Annotated in this window: 18 protein-coding genes; 5 read left to right on the top strand and 13 right to left on the bottom strand. The window is 32.9% G+C overall.

Annotation, left to right across the window (positions count from 1 at the left end; translation table 11 throughout):
* Positions 1–5: 5 nt before the first annotated feature.
* The 9 genes from EV214_RS16585 to EV214_RS16540 form a co-directional block, all read right to left on the bottom strand.
* Positions 6–968 (bottom strand): helix-turn-helix transcriptional regulator, encoded by a 963-nt coding sequence (locus EV214_RS16585; RefSeq protein ID WP_132247775.1) that lies wholly within the window; start codon positions 966–968, stop codon positions 6–8.
* A gap of 358 nt (positions 969–1,326) precedes the next feature.
* The gene (locus EV214_RS16580; protein WP_132247773.1) at positions 1,327–1,953 is read right to left on the bottom strand and encodes an L-2-amino-thiazoline-4-carboxylic acid hydrolase; all 627 of its coding nucleotides are present in this window, start codon (positions 1,951–1,953) and stop codon (positions 1,327–1,329) included.
* Positions 1,954–1,968: 15 nt separating this feature from the next.
* Entirely contained in the window at positions 1,969–2,985 is a 1,017-nt protein-coding gene (locus EV214_RS16575; protein ID WP_132247771.1) for an amidohydrolase family protein, read from the bottom strand.
* Between the two features lie 63 nt (positions 2,986–3,048).
* Positions 3,049–3,492: a MarR family transcriptional regulator gene (locus tag EV214_RS16570; protein WP_132247769.1), complete on the bottom strand. Its 444-nt coding sequence runs from the start codon at positions 3,490–3,492 to the stop codon at positions 3,049–3,051.
* Positions 3,493–3,777: 285 nt separating this feature from the next.
* Positions 3,778–4,599, bottom strand: a complete 822-nt coding sequence (locus EV214_RS16565) for a tyrosine-type recombinase/integrase (RefSeq protein WP_132247767.1) — start codon at positions 4,597–4,599, stop codon at positions 3,778–3,780.
* Between the two features lie 124 nt (positions 4,600–4,723).
* Complete coding sequence (locus tag EV214_RS16560; RefSeq protein WP_132247765.1) at positions 4,724–4,978, bottom strand: hypothetical protein; 255 nt, start codon at positions 4,976–4,978, stop codon at positions 4,724–4,726.
* 1,497 nt (positions 4,979–6,475) lie between these two features.
* Entirely contained in the window at positions 6,476–8,209 is a 1,734-nt protein-coding gene (locus EV214_RS16550; protein ID WP_132247761.1) for an ABC transporter ATP-binding protein, read from the bottom strand.
* Positions 8,202–10,016 (bottom strand): ABC transporter ATP-binding protein, encoded by a 1,815-nt coding sequence (locus EV214_RS16545; RefSeq protein ID WP_132247759.1) that lies wholly within the window; start codon positions 10,014–10,016, stop codon positions 8,202–8,204. Before EV214_RS16545 ends, EV214_RS16550 begins: the two co-directional genes overlap by 8 nt.
* Before the next feature lie 133 nt (positions 10,017–10,149).
* The gene (locus tag EV214_RS16540) at positions 10,150–10,767 is read right to left on the bottom strand and encodes a TetR/AcrR family transcriptional regulator (protein WP_132247757.1); all 618 of its coding nucleotides are present in this window, start codon (positions 10,765–10,767) and stop codon (positions 10,150–10,152) included.
* A 278-nt stretch (positions 10,768–11,045) separates the two neighbouring features.
* Here EV214_RS16540 and EV214_RS16535 point away from each other — a divergent pair, with 278 nt between their 5' ends.
* The 3 genes from EV214_RS16535 (at position 11,046) to EV214_RS16530 (ending at position 12,516) form a co-directional block, all read left to right on the top strand.
* Positions 11,046–11,429, top strand: coding sequence for a metal-dependent transcriptional regulator (locus EV214_RS16535; protein WP_132247755.1), 384 nt, complete (start codon positions 11,046–11,048; stop codon positions 11,427–11,429).
* Between the two features lie 34 nt (positions 11,430–11,463).
* On the top strand, positions 11,464–11,595 hold the full coding sequence (locus EV214_RS19440) for a hypothetical protein (protein ID WP_279233148.1): 132 nt from the start codon (positions 11,464–11,466) through the stop codon (positions 11,593–11,595).
* 114 nt (positions 11,596–11,709) lie between these two features.
* Positions 11,710–12,516 (top strand): MBL fold metallo-hydrolase, encoded by an 807-nt coding sequence (locus EV214_RS16530; protein WP_132247753.1) that lies wholly within the window; start codon positions 11,710–11,712, stop codon positions 12,514–12,516.
* Positions 12,517–12,564: 48 nt separating this feature from the next.
* Here EV214_RS16530 and bla read toward each other — a convergent pair whose 3' ends face one another.
* From bla to EV214_RS16510, 4 genes are all read right to left on the bottom strand, one after another.
* Positions 12,565–13,497 carry a class A beta-lactamase gene (gene bla, locus EV214_RS16525; RefSeq protein WP_132247751.1) on the bottom strand — a complete coding sequence of 311 codons (933 nt, stop codon included), beginning with the start codon at positions 13,495–13,497 and terminating at the stop codon, positions 12,565–12,567.
* A gap of 355 nt (positions 13,498–13,852) precedes the next feature.
* Positions 13,853–15,646 carry a BlaR1 family beta-lactam sensor/signal transducer gene (locus EV214_RS16520; RefSeq protein WP_132247749.1) on the bottom strand — a complete coding sequence of 598 codons (1,794 nt, stop codon included), beginning with the start codon at positions 15,644–15,646 and terminating at the stop codon, positions 13,853–13,855.
* Complete coding sequence (locus EV214_RS16515) at positions 15,646–16,038, bottom strand: BlaI/MecI/CopY family transcriptional regulator (protein ID WP_207669720.1); 393 nt, start codon at positions 16,036–16,038, stop codon at positions 15,646–15,648. The genes EV214_RS16520 and EV214_RS16515 overlap by 1 nt, the downstream gene beginning before the upstream one ends.
* 140 nt (positions 16,039–16,178) lie before the next feature.
* Positions 16,179–16,688: a GNAT family N-acetyltransferase gene (locus EV214_RS16510; RefSeq protein ID WP_132247747.1), complete on the bottom strand. Its 510-nt coding sequence runs from the start codon at positions 16,686–16,688 to the stop codon at positions 16,179–16,181.
* Positions 16,689–16,985: 297 nt separating this feature from the next.
* On the opposite strand from EV214_RS16510, the gene EV214_RS16505 reads away from it, so the two are divergent.
* On the top strand, positions 16,986–17,672 hold the full coding sequence (locus EV214_RS16505; RefSeq protein ID WP_132247745.1) for a response regulator transcription factor: 687 nt from the start codon (positions 16,986–16,988) through the stop codon (positions 17,670–17,672).
* Entirely contained in the window at positions 17,659–18,648 is a 990-nt protein-coding gene (locus EV214_RS16500; RefSeq protein WP_132247742.1) for a sensor histidine kinase, read from the top strand. The genes EV214_RS16505 and EV214_RS16500 overlap by 14 nt, the downstream gene beginning before the upstream one ends.
* The last annotated feature ends 70 nt before the right edge of the window (positions 18,649–18,718 follow it).

Here is an 18,718-nt window from a genome sequence, read left to right as displayed (position 1 = left end):
AGTTATCATACTTGATAAAATTTTATTAATTCCGACAGAACTTCAATAAGTCTTTTCTTTAGACTTAATGGCTCAATAACTTGAATAGATTTACCGTACGGTAAAAGTAAATAAGGTACATATGTATGTATCATATCCTTTTCAAGAAGAAATACTGCTTGATTTGAAGTCCGTTCTTGTAAATAATGTCCTAAAAACCAATGTTGGCAAATATCTCCCAACGTCCTTGTATTCCCATTAATAACTAAAGAAGTAATCCCTTCCCTATCTTCTATAGTAGGAAGGAGGTTTTTCATAAAAAAGTCACGTGCTGAAAAATTTTCTGGCCGGTTAAACTTATTTTCGGTTAGCATTAGACTTTCAATTCGATCTACTCTAAAACTACGGATATCATTCCTAAGATGACAAAATCCAATCACATACCACTTATTATTCCAATAGATAATTCTGTACGGATCGACCAATCTATAATTTAATTGCTTTTCGCCACTTTTATGGTAAAGAATTTTTACTGAGTACCCGTCAGCTACGGCCTGCTCCAACTCCTTCAAAAAAGGTTCCATAGAGAGTGAACTTAATCGACTTATTACTTCAAGACTAGTTAAATGTTGGTTTATCTTTGTTTCCTGCTCTTGAGTTGAGTATTTACTTAGTTTTGAAATGGCCCTATTTAGTGCTTCACCTCCATAATATCCGGCTTCTTCTGCAAAAACAGCAGCGTGAAATAGTGAAGTTTGCTCCTCAAAATCAAAAAAAAGAGGAGCCTCAATAAAATTGTTCAATAAAGTGTATCCACCGTTATGTCCTGGTTCTGAAATTATAGGTACGCCACTTGTTGAAATTGTATCAATATAACGATACACAGTCCTTATATTCATCTCTAACTTTTCTGAAATTTGTTTTGCAGTAATTTTTTCACCTGAACGAAGCATCCATAGAATTGCTAACATATTGTCAATTTTAGGCATATAATTCCACCTCTATATGAATTTATTTTCTATTATATATTTCCGATTTTTGGTATAACTCATCAGCTGTTCCTTTCCGATAGTTTTCTATATAATGAGGCCCTAGACAGGGGTAGCGCCAACAATGGAACTACTGTCTTATGGCTGTTATGACATAAAATGTGAATTGAACTAACGTGCTATTTTGATTAAAAGCTTAGATTGATATAATGATTTTAAAGATGAAATTTATAAAAATTATATGCTGTTAAAATGAGCATGCTAAATAATTACATTTATGAGATAATGTTTTTCTTATCACACGAAATATCATTTTTGCTGACTATACCTTAAATATAAAAATTTCAGTTTGAAACAACTAGCCCATATTTTCACATACAAAAGTGCAATATTGCATTCCATCTATTATTGTATTACCAGTTCCATTTCTATGAAAATGAACTTTATCTGGCAAATACGCATTAAAAATAACATTATCAATTGCACACATCACTGTAGTAAGTTCTGGCATACAAAGCCTAGAAAATTCATCTTTAAACATACAGTTATGCACATGAAATTCATAAGTTTTATTATTTTGTTGAATAACTTCCATTCGATTTAACTGAGTAGGCCCTTGTTTATTCGTCCTTTGTTGATAATTAATCAAATTCTCAAATGTATGATTATCCTCCACATATCTAAAGTTTGCCATTTGCAGAGCAAGACCTACTGGTAAAAATGATGCCTTGACTATGGATAATGCTTTTTCATTTTCCATATCTTTTTTCAATTCACTATAAAGTGCTGTAACCATTGAAACAATTTTTACAAATTCAGCAGGATACTGCGGATTTTCTTGTGACATTTTCTTTGCTATTTCTTTTTCCAATTTCATCGTTTTGGCCATAAAATCATCAGCGTTATCAAGATAACCTTTTAATACACCAAGTACAATAAGTGAAACTTCTGGTTTTGCAGGCTTGTCAATATTTGTTTTAATCATATCAAATCTCTCCTTTTATATTATATCTCCAATTTTGAACAATTCTTTTGCATTATTGTAAAATATTTTTTCAATATCTTCATTGGATAAACCTAATTCTAAAATTAAGTTAGCAACAAATTTTGCTTCAACAAAAGGTGAGTCGCTACCAAACATCATTTTATTAACTCCGCCCATTTTATGAATAGCAAATTTAAGCGTATCTGTAGAGAAATTATTGCAGTCAGTAAAAACATTTTTCAAATATTCGCTAGGAGCTTTTTTAATATTACCAGCAAAAAACTCTGGGAATCTACTTACTTGAATATCTATTCTATCAATTAAATAAGGAAGTACAGACCATACATGAGGACATATTACTTTTAAATTTGGCAATTCTTCAAATAATCCACTTAAAATTAATTTCATCATTGCCATTGCATCATCAAACCAATATCCCAATAAGGGCCCCATCTTATAAGATGCATAATCTTTGTTAATTGGTGAACCTGGATGAAGGATAAGCGGTATCCCTTTTTCTTCAAGTATTCTAAAAATAGGTCTAAAAGAAACGTCATCTATACCCATATCTCCTCTTGCATAAGGGTAAACTTGTAAACCTACAAAATTCAATTCATCAATACAACGATTAAGTTCTTTAATAGAATCTTCCATATTTCCATAACCTAAATTTGCTACACCACGAAAACGGTTTGGATAACAAGATATGATTTCTGCAATCCCATCATTTGAAATTTTAGCTAATCTATCGGCTTCTTTTCCATCTGATATATTATCTGGACCCGGAGGGCTTAATGTCAGTATAGTCATCTCTATACCCGTTTCATCCATCTCCTTTAATTTGGCATTAATATCAATACCACTTTTTTTAGTATGATAAGGTAATTTGTCATACTCTGAACCATGTATAAGCCATTTATCGTCTGTTATTTTTTGTAATTTAGGATAGTCATTACGTTTAGAAACCTCATAAATCCATTTTTCAGGAAGAAAGTGTGATTGAATATCAATAATTTTTAATTTTTTATTCATTGCGATATACTCCTTTCGAAATATTTTTTAGTAACTAAAAAATATTGTGTAAATAATGCCCCATTAATTATGGGGCCAATTTTTTATTAAACTATCTAAAAATGTATTTATAGTTTTAATTTCGTCTTGATTTGAATCATTCAGATATTGTAATATGTTTTGATACGCTTCTTTGTGATGATTGTTATGACCTAAATTTGTTATTTTACCTATTTCAGTAAGCCTATAAAAAACCTCTTTATTATTACTATTCATTTTGTATTTATCTACAAGTCCTTTCTTTATAAGTTTATTTGTTATTTGGTTAACAGCTCCGTTTGTTATCCCTAATATCTTCGAAAGCTCACTGGCATTAACATTTTCATGATTATGGATAGCTTCAATAGTATGAATTTCTGATTGGTATAAAATATGTCCACTTCCATAATCTCTAGGTATTTTATTTGTCTGATTTATTTTATTTAATAAACGGACAACTTTTTCTATGATTTCAATTTGCTTATTCATTTATATCACCCAGCATTATTTTATACCTACTATAAAATAATGTCAAGATGTTTTAGTTACTATAAAATTTTTATAAAAGAGGGATTGCGTTATGCCTAAAATAGGTTATGTACGAGTATCTACAGTAGATCAGAACACAGACAGAAAAGATATAGTACTTAGCAATTTCCCATTCATTAATATTAGGTGAGATTTGGGTAAATTCTAAACGTTGTTCTTCAGTTAATAAAATCTCTGGCGTAGCCAACCTACATCTCTACCTTTACAATAGATTTGCCTTTCGTTTTATTTCATGCTAGATGGATGCGTATAGAGCATTGTAGTATGAATATTTGAATGACCGACTTGTGCTGCTACTTCGTGGGTAGACCAGCCGTTTTCAAGTGCATAGGAGCAAAAGAAGTGTCTTAAAGTATGAGGAGTAATTTTATTACTGTATTGGTTAAAAATACGATTAATCACAGTCCGATCCACCTTATTAGATTCACGACTGATAAACAAATACTCACTATTACTATTTTTCTGATGTTGTCTTTCTTTTAGATATTCCTTGATAGCATTAAAAATCTTATCATTGATAATAACGAATCTCTGTTTCTTTCTCTTTCCATATCGTACCAAAATTTCTCTTGCAGGTAAGTTTACATCATGAATTTTGATACTCAAAGCTTCAGATATACGCATCCCTGAATATGCTAGTAAAGTAACTATTGCATAGTCTCGTTTATCTTTATTTTCTAAAATTTTTTGACGAAAAGCTTCTACATCAGCTTTTACAATAGTGGAAGGGCTGATATATTCCTTCTGAATTTTGATATAGTCTTTTTTTAAGACGACCGTATCAGTTTGGATATTGTGTTCTATAAGAAATTCATTATATTTAGAAAGAGCAGCTAACTTTGTATTAATACTTTCAGCTTTTAATTTTTTTATATTAGTCATATAACTTATATAGTCTAAGATATTTTCACGATACAGTTTAGTAAACGATGCATTAAAACTGTCGTGAAACCATTTAAAATAATTTTGTACGTGTCTTGTATAGGACTTTATAGTATTTTTGCTTTTACCTTCATTTTCTAGCCATTTATAAAATTTTTCAATCATAATAGTACTCCTAGTTGTTTTTTGAAAATTGAATATAGATTTATCGTTAGCATATGATAAAACCAAGTTGATTGATAAAAAGGCAGTGTTTAAAATGCACGCCCTTTTTCTTTAAAATATGAAATTATTTGCTTTTTATTTGTTTAAGTGCATAAATTTCTTTTTCTGTTTCAATTTCTTTGTGTAATAAGAATTTTAAAGTATCTTTTATGTCAGAAATATTTTGAGATGTTTCTGTTTTGAATTCTGTTAAGTCTGCGGTCTGTTCTCTAGTGTCTTTTCCATCTGTTTTAATTTCACTAATATCCAATTGCATTTTTGATTGACCTTCCTTAAGTTCTTTTAATTCAGCCAATATTTGTTTCAAAATTTTTTCCATATAAAAACCTCCATAAATTTGTATTTCTTAAACCGTAGAATAGTTTATAAGAGAATATCAAATATTTTTAAGTATTTTATTTTCAAATTATACACTTCAAAGTATCGAATTGAGTTTTGATTTTAAAGTGTTTTTTCAAGAAATATTCTACTATAAGTTCACCACTTGACTTAGCACCCATACATCCATGTCCTTTGTGATCATGATACAAAAATTTGATTTAATTGTTAAGCTTAGTAAATTATGTTGCAGTGAAAATATAGAACCCTGTTTTAAATTATGTTTCACTGGTTAATAAAATTGTATCATTTTCTTTAGCTAAGTACAACATAATTTAATTTATATTGCACTTAAAAATTTAAAGAACCAGATCATGTATAAAACATTATTCTGGTTCTTAGCGTGGGATTTGTCGGAAATGTTGACGCCACCCTTTTTAAATTCTAAGTTTGTTTCTATGATGTTCATCCTGCTCACACACCTTAAATTTATATCTTGAGAATTTTTAACCGGTTAATTGTGGATAGGTTATATATTTTTTTTAAAAGTCATAAATTCATTTACTTACTGGGAAAACATTACAGGGTTCGAATTAGAAGGATTAGAATTTAAAGTATATTTGTCTGGATCAAAAGGGAGTAAAACATACTATGTTGATTTATCAAATGAGGAAAAAATAGAATTGAGAAAGATTATATTTGAAAATATCGAGAGATTCAGCTAACATACAGTTCACTATATTCTACGAAAACATATAGACACCGTGAACTATAATATCTGTGCTATTTGTTATTTTTGAATATTATACAATATATATGAAATTTTTACATGTGAAAGGTGGGTATACTTATAAAATCAGGACTAGTTGAACTAAGCTTTACTGGAATTTTTCAAATTATAAATACTTTGTTATTATTAGGTTTTTTATATGGCATTTTCTATATTCTTTTTAAATTGCCAAGGAAGCTGTCAAATATATCTGAGAGAGTAAATTAAATAGAAAAAGATTTAGAAAAAATTAAAATTAGAAGAAATTAAAATTAAGATAAATCAAAATGATAATTAAACATGAGCTAATTTACTATAGACTTGAATTTTTACATTTTATGTACGATACGTTGCCCCTGGTGACAGCTTCGCTGGTACTACCCCTAGGATATGAACATATCAATATTATGGGAAAGTACTCTTTTATTCTTCCTAAGGAAATTGAGCATGGTGGTTTAAGATCATTGTTATCAGCAGATAAAATAATAAATGATATAGGGGAAAGAAATTAAATTTCTCCTATATCATCTTGATTGGAATATAATGGATAGCTCATTCCTGTTTTCTGTTCCATTACTACACAGTAAGATTCTCCTTCTCCATCTTGTAATTTAATTCCATATACCGCTATACATGATTCATGATGCTATAATTCTTTCCCAACTTTCGAGCGTCCAAATGCAAATATAGATCTTTTCGTATCCCAACGGCACCCTATAATACAAGGGACTAATTATTTTGATATTGAGTTTTTAACATTGATGAAAAGATCCCTTGTTTTTCCTTCAGTTCCAAAGGTGTGCCTGTTTCTGCAATAATACCGTCTTTAATAACGACAATTTTATCCGCTCCTAAAACGGTTCTCATGCGGTGAGCAATAATTAAAACGGTTTTGTTTTTTATAAGTTCACTAAGCGCTCTTTGGATTTTGCTCTCATTTTCTGTATCAAGAGATGCTGTAGCTTCGTCAAGTAGAATAATCGGAGCGTCTTTTAGTATTGCTCTAGCTATTGATATACGCTGTCTTTCCCCTCCTGATAATCTTTCTCCGTTTTCTCCGATCAAGGTATCGTATCCTTGCGGAAGCTTTTTAACGAACTCATCGCATTGGGCAAGCTGTGCTGCCTTTATTATTTCTTCATCTGACGCATCTTTCTTTCCAAGACAAATATTATCCATAACACTTGAATTAAAAAGTGTCACATCCTGAAAAACGATTGAATAATTATTTAAAAGAGTTTCAGGATCAACCAGAGAAATATCTTCTCCACCCAAGGCGATGACCCCTTTGTCTATATCCCAGAATCGTGCAGCCAGCTTTGCTACCGTGCTCTTTCCTCCGCCTGAAGGTCCTACAAGCGCTGTCACTTCGCCTTGCTTTGCTGTAAAACTTACATTCTTTAACGTTTGTACTCCGTCTTGATAGGAGAATTTCACGTTATTGAATTCGATATCGTAGTTTTTAGGATAAAACTCAGTTTTTCCATCCTGTCTTGGCATTTCATCCATCTCTTTCATGCGTTTTATACGCACGTTTAGATAGAGAAGCAGTGCAAAATTATCCATTGCATCCATTATCGGGTTATAAATACGTGCTGTAACGACAAGAAAAACAAGGTAAGTAAAAATATTTATAGAACCTGTTGCTAAAGAATAAGCACCGTACAATATAACACTTGGAAGTCCAAGCTTTAAGAATACATAAGACAGGTTGATAAGTGCGCCTGTCAAAAGCTCTCCTTTAATCATAAACTTTTCGTAATTGTCTAATTGTAAGTTAAAAGTATTTGAAAAAGCCTCTTCTCTATTATAGGATTTTATTTCATGCGCTGAATCCAGCCCCTCTTGAATTTTATCTGATATCTCTCTTTTTATAAAATAAAGTTTTGCATGCAAATTACTTTGATACTTTCTCGACAAATAAAAGACTAAAATTGAAACTGGAACTACCCAAAATACAGCAAGAGACATCTGCCAGTTGTAAAAAAACATCATCACGCCCATGATTAGAACAGTTAATGCTGCTGCATAAATTTGAGGAACGGAATGGGAAAAAAGCATCTCGATCTGTGTAGCATCTTCCATTATTGTTGAACTCAAATCGGAAATATCCTTTTTTCCAAAGAAAGCCAAAGGTAACTTTCTTAGTGTTTCAGCCAAACTGATTCGTCTTCTGGCGCTTTCTTCGTAAATTTTGGTGTAGGCCGAGTTGTATTGAACATACGCGATCACAAGCATTACTAGGAAAAACGCAACCGACATAATAACATAGTAAAGTATGCTATTTTTCTGATGGTTTGAAGAATTTAACAGTAAATTCATGTATTCATCTAAAAATTTAAAGCTAAGGACTACCGGAACCATAAAGCTAATGTCCATTACTACAGTCCAAATAATTGAGCGAAAAAGGTCTTTTGCACCTTTTTCAGACATAACATATTTATTTTGAAAATAATTAAGCATGTTGTCCTCCTTTATTTTTAATATTAGTATCTTTTGTGGCTATTTTCCATGCGACCGATTTTTGGTATTCATCCCACATAGTTTTGTATATGCCGCCTTTATTCAGTAACTCCTTGTGGGTTCCTGTTTCCGCAATTTTCCCACTTTCTATAACCAAAATTCTATCGACATTTTGTACGCTTGTAAGACGATGCGCAATCATAAGCGTTGTTTTGCCTCGACTAAGCTCTTTAAGGGCTTTTTGGATTAAATGCTCATTTTCTGGGTCTGCAAAAGCAGTCGCTTCATCTAAAAGCACTATGGGAGCATTCTTTACAATTGCTCTAGCAAGTGCAATTCTTTGCTGTTCTCCCCCTGAAAGATAGGTTCCTTTAGCGCCAATTACCGTATCCAGTCCATCCTGAAAGTTTTCTATAATTTCTCTTGACTGCGAATAATCAATTGCTTTATTTACTTCTTCCTCTCCGACGTTTTCTTTTCCGAAAATTATATTCTCTCTTAAAGAGCCTTTAAATAGCTTTGTGCTTTGAAAAACAAAGGCAATATTGTCCATCAGTTCTTTTTTAGGAATATCCTTAACATTGATTCCTCCAACTAATACTTCTCCTTCATCTACATCCCAAAAGCGAGCGGCTAGCCTTGCAATTGTCGTTTTTCCGCCTCCCGAAGCTCCCACAAGTGCAATCGTTTCGCCTTCGTTTAATGTAAAATTGATTTGATCTATGGTGCGTTTGTCGCTTCCTTCATAAGAAAACACTACGTCTTTAAATTCCATACTATAATTTTTAATGTTTTTTGTCTTTTCGATATAGTTCATGCTCGGATAATCTAAAAGATTATCTAGTCTGTCGATCGCTTGCTCTGCAATCAAAATGTTTTGCTGAAAATGCATGGATTTCATCAAAAGCATCGTAAAGATTGGAGAGATAAGAATATAAAAGATAAAATCCGCAATTACAAGGGGAAGATTTTCTCCTCTTCCTATTAAAAAGATAGCCATAGGAATTAAAAAGAATGCGGCTGTTTGCATAACTACGGTGTAAAATGACATAGGTTTTTGCCAAAGAAGAGTATACGCGTATACCATCTCTTTATATTTGATTATACTGTCATAGAATCGTTTAAAAGAAAATATGGTTTGCCCAAATGTTTTTACAACCGGAATACCTCGGATATATTCCACGGATTCGGAGCTCATTTCCTCCAAAGAATCGTAATACATTTTTTGAAACTTTTTACCTTCCGAACTCATCATGAACTTCATTGTGATAAAGCCCAAAACAATGGGAACAAGAGAAGCAATACCCATTCTCCAGTCTACGATAAAAATCAAAGAGATAAGGATAACGGGGGAAACGACACTACCTGCCATATCCGGAAGCTGGTGTGCTAAAAATGAATGCGTTGTTCCCGCTCCGTCGTTTACAATCTTTCGAATTTTTCCGCTTGAATGCTTATCAAAAAAACCAAGTGGCATAGATAGTATTTTTTCCATACCAACTTTTTGCATTCCTACCTCTACACGAAAAGCTGCAAGATGTGAACTCAAAAGTGCACAAAAATATAGCACGATTCCTCCTATTGCACTTGCAAAGGCAAGCCACGCATAAAAACTGACATTGGAAATATCAATCGATTGCGGAGCTGATAATATATCACGTGTTATGTACCATACAAACACAACAGGCAAGATGTTAAGAATTGCAGAAATTCCTGACAATACTAATGACAAAGGTAAAAGTACTTTCTTTTTACCCATATAAGGTATAAACCTTTTTAAAACAAATATTTTTTTCTCTTTTGGCATGCTGTTCATCCTCCTAAATCTAAATGTATTTGTTCATAGCTATTGTTAGAGTAATCTAACTTTGTATTAATTTTTTTGAGGCTCTACAGAACCTCATTTATTTTTTAATATATCAGCTTTTTCATAAGCATTTTTATGGATTTAAAATTCTCTGCCAGCCTGCTGTAAAGAATTGCTTTAGACTATCTATATAGGTATCTGCTGCTTCCTTTGACATATCATGCTTTACCACCTCAAATACGGCTGAAAAGAATGCACTTGAAATAATATGCAACAGCTCAGGCGTAGCTCTGCCAGATGCCATCGCATCATTGCCGGTGGATTCAACAAATTTTAATGTATACTCAACCTCAATCTCTACAAGATTATGAACAAAATCCGAAAACGCCGTCCCTTCCGCACAGGAAATAAGCAGCTTAAATTCATCAAAATGATCATAAATATATGCAACAAATTTCTTTACCTCATCAGAAGTATAATCATATACGTTTTCCTTTTTATCAGCTTTCGGCAACCGATCAAATTCCTCCTGTGCCAATAAAAATATTTCTCTTAGTCCATTCACAACAGGTAGCACCAATGCCTCAAAGAGCGCTTTCTTATCAGGGTAATACCCGTAAAACGCACCTGTAGTAACACCCGCACCCTTCACGATATTTCGCAGGGAAGCATCCTTAAATCCTTTTTCAAGAAATTCCCTTTTCCCTTCTATCATTATTTTCTGCAATGTATTTAAATCATCGTTATTCATATTATCACCACCTAAATATAACAGTGTTATATCTTACTATTATATAATATTTCTTATTTTTTACTTTGTCAAGTTGTTCAGAGAATATTTCAAAAAATTGTTCGCAACAACATGTTTTACAAAAACTTACTTTATTTTAGATCAACAACAAAGTATACTATAAGTGTTAGATTCATATGACTTTGTTGTTGGCCTTGACACTTCTTTTCTCATCAGGTACCGACTACAGTATAAAAAAGGTAGTCTTTTATTCTTAGACGCCATACGGAGGGAAATGAATGGATAATCTTACTTTTGCAATGGAAAACTATCTGGAAGCCATTTATGAGCTGTCGCGAGATGCCAAAGGTGCAAGGGTATCCGATATCGCCAAAAGATTAGGTGTTACAAAAGCAAGCACTAATAGTGCAATGTCGACTCTTTCTGAAAAAGGGCTTATTTCTGCAGAAAAATACAAAGAGATATATCTCACTCCAGCCGGGCTTAAACTGGCTAAATCTACTTCAGAAAAGCATAAAGTTATTCAGAAGTTCTTTATTGAGGTTTTGAATGTTAATGCCGTTATTGCCGATAAGGATGCCTGTGCCATTGAGCATGTGATCAGTAGCGATTCGGTTTATGCAATGCAGCAATTCCTTTCTAATTTTAAGGGTATAGAATGATGAAAAAATCATTTTACTTAGGAGGGTTATCTTAATGAAAAAAATAAATTTAGCAGATATAACAAATCAGATGGCTGAAGGTGAAATTTTTGAAATAAAAGATGCTTTTGTAGGAAGAATTCAAAAACAAAGAGAACGAATTATCATTTACAAACTCACCAAATAATCAGATACATGAAATCTATATTTCATATTTCTAAGGTAAAGCCTGTAAAAATAGAAAGGTTTAAGTGCCAACTTTACGGAAAGCTTAGCCAGATTAAGCAAAGGAGGAAATAAGGTGAAACTAAAAGTTTTAGTAGATAATAATACATATATCGACCAATATTACTGTGGGGAACCGGCTGTTTCGTATTATATTGAAGATGAAGATATTAGCTTACTATTGGATGTAGGATATTCCGATTTATTTCTAAGAAACGCAACTGCATTAGGTGTAGATTTAGAAAATATAAGGACTATTGTGATTTCACATGGTCACGATGATCACACAAGAGGATTAAAATACTACTTTGAACAAAATCATAAAAATAATATTTCTATTATTGCTCATTCAGATGCTTTTAAAGAAAAAAAAATAGACAATTTAAAAATTTGTTCTCCTATTTTACAAGAAGAACTAAAAGAAAAATGTAATCTAATTCTTTCGAAAGAACCTATTAAAGTTAGCAAACATATAACTTTTTTAGGGGAAATACCGCAAATAAACGACTTCGAAAATAGAAAGCCTATTGGTAAACAAATTGTTGGTGAAACTTTAGTTGATGATTATGTAATAGATGATACAGCCCTTGTATATAAAAGTGAAAATGGTATTTATATTATTACAGGATGTTCTCACAGTGGGATCTGCAATATAATAGAATATGCAAAAAAAGTATGTAAAGATAATAGAGTATTAGGCATTATAGGCGGATTTCATTTATTTGAAGTAAATGAACAGGTTCATAAAACTATCAATTATCTAAAACAGAACCATTTAAAGGAATTATATCCTTGTCACTGTACTTCATTTGCTGTTAGAGCAGAAATACATAAAGCTTTGCCTGTGAAAGAAGTTGGCGTAGGTTTAGAAATAAACTGGTAAAAGCATAGGAAATGAACCTATGCTATACCCCATATAAACAAACTTACTTTACTGGTTGTTTTCAGTTGTGATAAAAGAATCAAATACAATTTTAGAAGCTTGAGCAATTAGTTTGTCATCATGTTTAGCCTCTTTTGTATCGTGAGTTGACAATATTGCAATAATTATAGGTTTTTTGTTTGGTGGCATTACTATAGCAATATCATTTCTTCTTCCGTAAGGACCCGTTCCGCTTTTGTCAGCAACTACCCAGTTATTTGGTGCTCCTGCACGAATTAGCGTATTACCTGTTGCATTTCCTGTCATCCAACCAATAAGAATTTTTTTCTTATCCTCTGTTAATATATTTCCAGTTATGTATGCTTGCAAATCAGTTACCAATTGTCTTGGTGTGCTAGTGTCCCTGATATCTCCAGGTATGCCTTCGTTTAGTTCTGGTTCTATACGTGCAGGTTGCGTAATTTTATCCCCTAATTGGTTAAGTACTGATTTAAAACCGTTAGGTCCACCTATATGATCCAGTAAAAGATTTGCAGCTGTATTATCGCTGTAACGTATTGCTGCCTCGCAGATTTCCTCAATAGTCATACCTTTATCAACGTTATTTTTTGCAATGGGCGCATAAGAGAGCACATCTTTTTTGTCATATTTAACGGTTTGTTTAAGCTGCGCTAATGAATCTTGTTTTAAAACAGCACCAGCGGCTAAAACTTTGAAAGTAGAACAGTAAGCAAACCTATCATCAGCACGATATACAACTTCTTTATTCGTCTCTGTATCAAAAGCATATACGCCAAGTTTAACATCATAATCACTTTCAAGTTGTGAAAATGCCGAATTATATTGTGCATCAGACGCCATTTTTACAGGTGGCTGAGTTGCTACTGTTGCACAGCCAGTAAAAGCAAAGATCATAAGCGACATAAGTATAGCAATTTTAAACTTATTTACCTTTAATTTTGAATGTACTAATTTTTTCATATAAATTCTCCTCGTATACTATGTTTAGACATATAATTTCAATGTCTAGATATCGTTTTTTATTTATGTTTCATTGAGATGTCCGAGTGCTACAATTATCTTATAGATAATGAGTAAAGACATTTGGTTATTTCCCAAAAAGCATTTATCCGTAGCCTCTGGCGTATAAGGTGTATCTACGATGAATACTTTTTTTTATGCATCTTCATAATGCCATATAAATTTTCTTTTCACTTTTATACCTCCATACATATAGATTACAAACGTAATCTTTTCTTTGATTTAAATATTACACTTGTAATCTATAAATGTCAATAAAAAAATGATAAAACTAAAATAGTCTTATCATTTTTCCTTAATATATTCCTTTTTCCTTTAATATGGATAGGGTTATATGCTTAGCAGCACTACCACTAGCTTTGTCTATGGCATTTATATTGGTGGCAAAGAAATACGTATTATCATCTTTCTCCACATATCCTATAAACCAACCATTTATATTCTTATTATTTACATTTGCAGTTCCTGTCTTTCCAGACAATTGTCCCCTATTATTCTTAGATACTTTTATAACCTCTTTTACCCTATCTAAATTTTCTTTTGAGAAGGGTAATTTGTACGCATAAAAATCCCTTAAAAAACTAATTTGCTCTATAGGAGATATTTTCAAACTAGATTCATTCCAAAATCTTGTTATATTATTTGAAACAAATTTATTTCCATACTTCATCTTATCTACATACTTTTTCATAGTCCTATGACCGATCCTAGAACTTACTGCTTCATAATACCAATTTACAGAATATTTCATAGCCGTTTTTAGATTCTGATCTTTATTCCATTCTTCAAAGGGATATATTTCTTTATTCCAGGGGATTATCATATTTTCATCTTTTATGATACCTTCTTCAAGCCCCACTAAGGATATTCCTATTTTGAAAGTAGATAGTGGAGATACACGCTTTTTGCTCAAGGACTCATTGTAGATGTGATATTTATCATTCTTCATATCATAAAGAACAAAAGTTCCCTCATATCCATTAAAATACTTTCCCACATGTTCATATTCATAGTTTTTAGGTATACGCCCTATATTGTCTTTCAAATAATTAAATTTTTCTTTTCCATCACATAAAAATACATTCGCTAGAAGAAAAATAGCCATACTTCCTACTAAAATTCTTTTCTTAGAGCGATTCTTAAAAGATACAATATTATTTATTCTTTCCTTAAGATACGCTCTATTATGTAAAAAACCTACTGAAAAAGAAGTTTCTATCCTAGTATTATTATAATTTCTCAATAATTTAATGATCGTTTCTCCATATTCTTTATGTTCCCAAGATTCCAGATAAGATAATACCTTCGTATCACAGGCAATTTCTCTGTCTTTTCTCATTTTTGCAAATCCAATCCATATTATTGGGTTAAACCAATGCACTATTTGTATAAAAGTCGTAATTATATTCACTAGAATATCTTTGCTTTTGTAATGAACCATTTCATGTAGCATAATATTTCTTATGTCCTTCTCTTCTAGACCTTTTAATTCTCTTTCAGGTAGAATTAAATATGCTTTAAATATGCCATAAATCATAGGACTATATATTTTATCATCTTTAATTAACTTTAAATGAGACTTTACCTTCGTTTTTTCTTTACAAAATTTAAATATATCCAATATTTTATTATCTTTTACAACATTTGCAGAACTATATTTTTTTCTACTTTTTATATTCGTATAAATAAAAATCATGAAAAAAATTATAGCGCCTATTAACCATAGAGAAAATAATACATCCATATTAAAATATGCTATTTTTTTATTAATAGATAAGGCATAATCCTTTGTCATATCATTAAATCGAATGCCACTATTGTTCCCTTTGAAATAGGTCTTTACTAATCCTTGACTAGATTTAGTATAAGTATTTTTCAATAAATTTTTCATAACAAAAATCAGATTAAAGGATTTTGTAAATCCATAGGGGCTTATTAATCGAATGATTAATAAGAACCACATATAGTAATTCCATGTACCCTGTAACCTATTTTTTAATATATGCCTTAATAAAAATATTCCCATGACTAAAATTGATCCATTTATGGATGAATATATTATCCAAGAAATACAATTATATGTGTTCATTATTCTCTATCGCCTTTACTTTTTTCCTTTTTCTCTAATAGATCTTTTAATTGATCGATCTCATCCTCTGTCAAATCATAATCCTCTAAGAAATTAGTAAACATTGCATTTACAACTCCACCATATACCCTTTTAAGAAAGGCTTTACTTTCACCCTTTATACACTCTTTTTCTTCTAGTAATGGGTAATATAAATAAGTTCTTCCGTCTTTCTTAAAGTCTATAACTTCTTTTTTCAATAACCTACTCAATAATGTTTTTATAGTTTTAGGTTTCCACGTAGTAGTGCTCTCTAATGCATTTATTATATCATTGGCACTTATAAGGTCATTATTCCATATGACTTTCATAACTTGCCATTCTGATTCAGATATGAGTGATTTCATATTCATAGTTTCATCTCCTAGATTACATTTGTAATTCTATATTATAATTTTGTCTTATTTATGTCAATGGGGTATGTGTAGTAACGAAACAGAAAACCAGAATAAGCAATCCTTAATTTACCAGTTCGATTTGACTAAATATTATATTAAACAACTGCTTTTATACGCCACAAAATACGCTCTCCTGTTTCCTTATATTTTTTCATTCCGCATTTTTGCAATACTTTATGTGAAGCGATATTATTTTTTTCTGTTTCTGCAATGATAATAGAAACATCACTTTGACTAATAGCCCACTCACAAATAGCCTGTGCTGCCTCGGTCATATACCCATTATTTTGATAGGTACTATTGATCCCATATCCTATTTCAATCTGACCATTTTCATCTGGGCATTTCATAAAACAAGCACTACCAATAGATTTGTTTTCTGATTTTAAAATAATCTGCCAATTTGTATACCAAAGATATCTATCTCTATTTTTTACAGCTTCTTCATATAATCCTTTCATTGCTTCTTGAGTATGTTCCTCCAAACATTCATTTGAAGCACTTAGCTTTAACGCCTTCTCAAATTTATCAACTCCATCGAGCAATAATTTAAACTGATGAAGCTTTAAAGGTATAATTATTAATCGTTCTGTACTTAACTCCATTTTAATTTTTCTCCTTTTCTACATAAATAAAATATAACTAACTTTTAATTCGCATTTTTCTACAAGTATGAAACAACTTGTGAATATATAATACCATTAAACACCTTATTATAAAATATATACCACTAGTTTACAAGTAAATTAAGCTACATCTTTACCATAAAGACATGATAGAAATAATTCATAATCATTCGTTGTATATTTCCGATAAAAGAAATACAATAAGAGCATTGGAGGGATTGAGCATGGATTATATAACGACAAAAGGAGCAGCAACGGAAAGGATGGTGACAATAAATGAAGCGGATATTTTTGGTTGAGGATGATAAGGAAATTGCGAAAAATCTTTCTCTATTGCTTCGCTCGGAAGGATTTATCGTTACCCACGCTCCCACGCAGAGAGGGGCTACTACCCTGTTAGTAGGGAACAAATTTGACTTGGCACTGGTTGATATTTCCCTGCCGGACGGAAATGGTTTTGCAGTTTGCACAGAAATCAAGCAAACACAGAATATTCCCGTTATCTTTCTTACGGCTTCTGGCGATGAGGCGAGTGTTGTTACTGGGCTGAACATGGGGGCGGATGACTATATCACCAAACCTTTTCGTCCACGTGAATTGATTGCACGCATTGGAACGGCTCTGCGAAAATTCGGACGTTCTCCATCTGCTTTTGAACTGTGCGGACTTCATGCTGATACGACCAGCGGTGTTGTGAAAAAAGATGGCAAAGAAGTTTTTCTTTCCGCATTAGAATACCGCTTGCTGTTGGTGTTCATCAACAACCCCAAAAGTATCCTCACGCGGGACGTGCTGTTGGACGAATTGTGGGACGCAGCAGGCGAGTTTGTCAATAACAATACCTTGACCGTCTACATCAAACGCCTACGGGAGAAAATCGAGAGCGACCCTGCGAACCCGCAGATCATTTTGACCGTTCGCGGAACGGGGTACCGACTGGGAGGTAGCTATGTTTCGGAATAGAGAGATTCGGTTATTTACCCTTTTGTTCGTCGTAATAACCGCTGCTGCTGCCACGGTGGAGTTTACCATCCATCCAGTGGCTGGAATACTGACCCTCGCTTCCGCCGTTGCCTTTGGAGCGGCATTTTTTATGTTTACCAAAGCCCGATACAAAAGCATTGCGCAGATTTCAGAAGAAATCAATCTTGTACTTCATAATGCTGACCATCGGTATATCAGTGAATCAGACGAGGGCGAACTTTCGATTTTGCAAAGCGAGATCACCAAAATGACGCTGCGAATCCGGGAGCAAAACGACGCGCTGAAAAAAGAGAAAGCGCATCTTGCCGAGTCCCTGGCCGACATCGCCCACCAGCTTCGTACCCCGCTTACCTCCGCAAATCTGATCCTGTCCCTGCTGAAGAAGAACCCTGCCGAAAATGAACGGCGAGCCCTGCTGCGGGAAAATGAGGAACTATTTGCACAGATGGATTGGTTGGTTACCTCCCTGTTGAAATTGTCCCGTTTGGACGCAGGTATTGTAGTATTCCAAAGCAAGCTGATCGAGGTGGATGCTTTGATAAACGCAGCCGTCCACTCGCTTCTAATTCCGATGGAGCTGCACGATATTGCGCTGCAAATCGACGTTCCGAAGGGGGTGATGCTACAAGGCGATTTTGGCTGGCTTTCGGAGGTGATTCAAAACCTTCTCAAAAATTGTATGGAAAGCACTGGCGACCACGGGAAAATCGAGATTTCCTGTGAAGATAACCCGTTGTTTACTGAAATCTCCCTCCATGACAGCGGCTTAGGCTTTGAAAAAGAAGATTTATCCCATCTGTTTGACCGTTTTTATCGTGGGAAAAACGCGAATGCCACGGGGTACGGGATCGGATTGGCACTCTGTAAAAGTATCATTACCCGGCAGGGTGGGACTATCATTGCCAAAAATCACCCACGGAGCGGCGCGCTCTTTGAGATTCGTTTCCCAAAGTGACGAATCTCTCACTTAAATGTCACTGAAATGTAAGGTGAAAGTTCTATTATATGGGTAAAACATAAACAAG

The sequence above is a fragment of the Marinisporobacter balticus genome, assembly GCF_004345705.1.
Lineage (GTDB): Bacteria > Bacillota > Clostridia > Peptostreptococcales > Thermotaleaceae > Marinisporobacter > Marinisporobacter balticus.
The sequence above is the reverse complement of the archived record's forward strand: the minus strand, read 5'-3'. Positions and strand labels throughout refer to the sequence as shown.

Excerpts from the sequence above, each read along its gene's own strand:
- EV214_RS16515 (WP_207669720.1), bottom strand. The coding sequence starts at position 16,038 with ATGAATATGAAATCACTCATATCTGAATCAGAATGGCAAGTTATGAAA.
- EV214_RS19440 (WP_279233148.1), top strand. The coding sequence starts at position 11,464 with ATGAAAAAAATAAATTTAGCAGATATAACAAATCAGATGGCTGAAGGT.
- EV214_RS16580 (WP_132247773.1), bottom strand. The coding sequence starts at position 1,953 with ATGATTAAAACAAATATTGACAAGCCTGCAAAACCAGAAGTTTCACTT.
- EV214_RS16585 (WP_132247775.1), bottom strand. The coding sequence starts at position 968 with ATGCCTAAAATTGACAATATGTTAGCAATTCTATGGATGCTTCGTTCA.
- EV214_RS16560 (WP_132247765.1), bottom strand. The coding sequence starts at position 4,978 with ATGGAAAAAATTTTGAAACAAATATTGGCTGAATTAAAAGAACTTAAG.
- EV214_RS16565 (WP_132247767.1), bottom strand. The coding sequence starts at position 4,599 with ATGATTGAAAAATTTTATAAATGGCTAGAAAATGAAGGTAAAAGCAAA.
- EV214_RS16550 (WP_132247761.1), bottom strand. The coding sequence starts at position 8,209 with ATGCTTAATTATTTTCAAAATAAATATGTTATGTCTGAAAAAGGTGCA.
- EV214_RS16505 (WP_132247745.1), top strand. The coding sequence starts at position 16,986 with ATGAAGCGGATATTTTTGGTTGAGGATGATAAGGAAATTGCGAAAAAT.
- EV214_RS16575 (WP_132247771.1), bottom strand. The coding sequence starts at position 2,985 with ATGAATAAAAAATTAAAAATTATTGATATTCAATCACACTTTCTTCCT.
- EV214_RS16570 (WP_132247769.1), bottom strand. The coding sequence starts at position 3,492 with ATGAATAAGCAAATTGAAATCATAGAAAAAGTTGTCCGTTTATTAAAT.
- EV214_RS16540 (WP_132247757.1), bottom strand. The coding sequence starts at position 10,767 with ATGAATAACGATGATTTAAATACATTGCAGAAAATAATGATAGAAGGG.
- EV214_RS16510 (WP_132247747.1), bottom strand. The coding sequence starts at position 16,688 with ATGGAGTTAAGTACAGAACGATTAATAATTATACCTTTAAAGCTTCAT.
- EV214_RS16500 (WP_132247742.1), top strand. The coding sequence starts at position 17,659 with ATGTTTCGGAATAGAGAGATTCGGTTATTTACCCTTTTGTTCGTCGTA.
- EV214_RS16520 (WP_132247749.1), bottom strand. The coding sequence starts at position 15,646 with ATGAACACATATAATTGTATTTCTTGGATAATATATTCATCCATAAAT.
- EV214_RS16545 (WP_132247759.1), bottom strand. The coding sequence starts at position 10,016 with ATGCCAAAAGAGAAAAAAATATTTGTTTTAAAAAGGTTTATACCTTAT.
- EV214_RS16535 (WP_132247755.1), top strand. The coding sequence starts at position 11,046 with ATGGATAATCTTACTTTTGCAATGGAAAACTATCTGGAAGCCATTTAT.
- bla (WP_132247751.1), bottom strand. The coding sequence starts at position 13,497 with ATGAAAAAATTAGTACATTCAAAATTAAAGGTAAATAAGTTTAAAATT.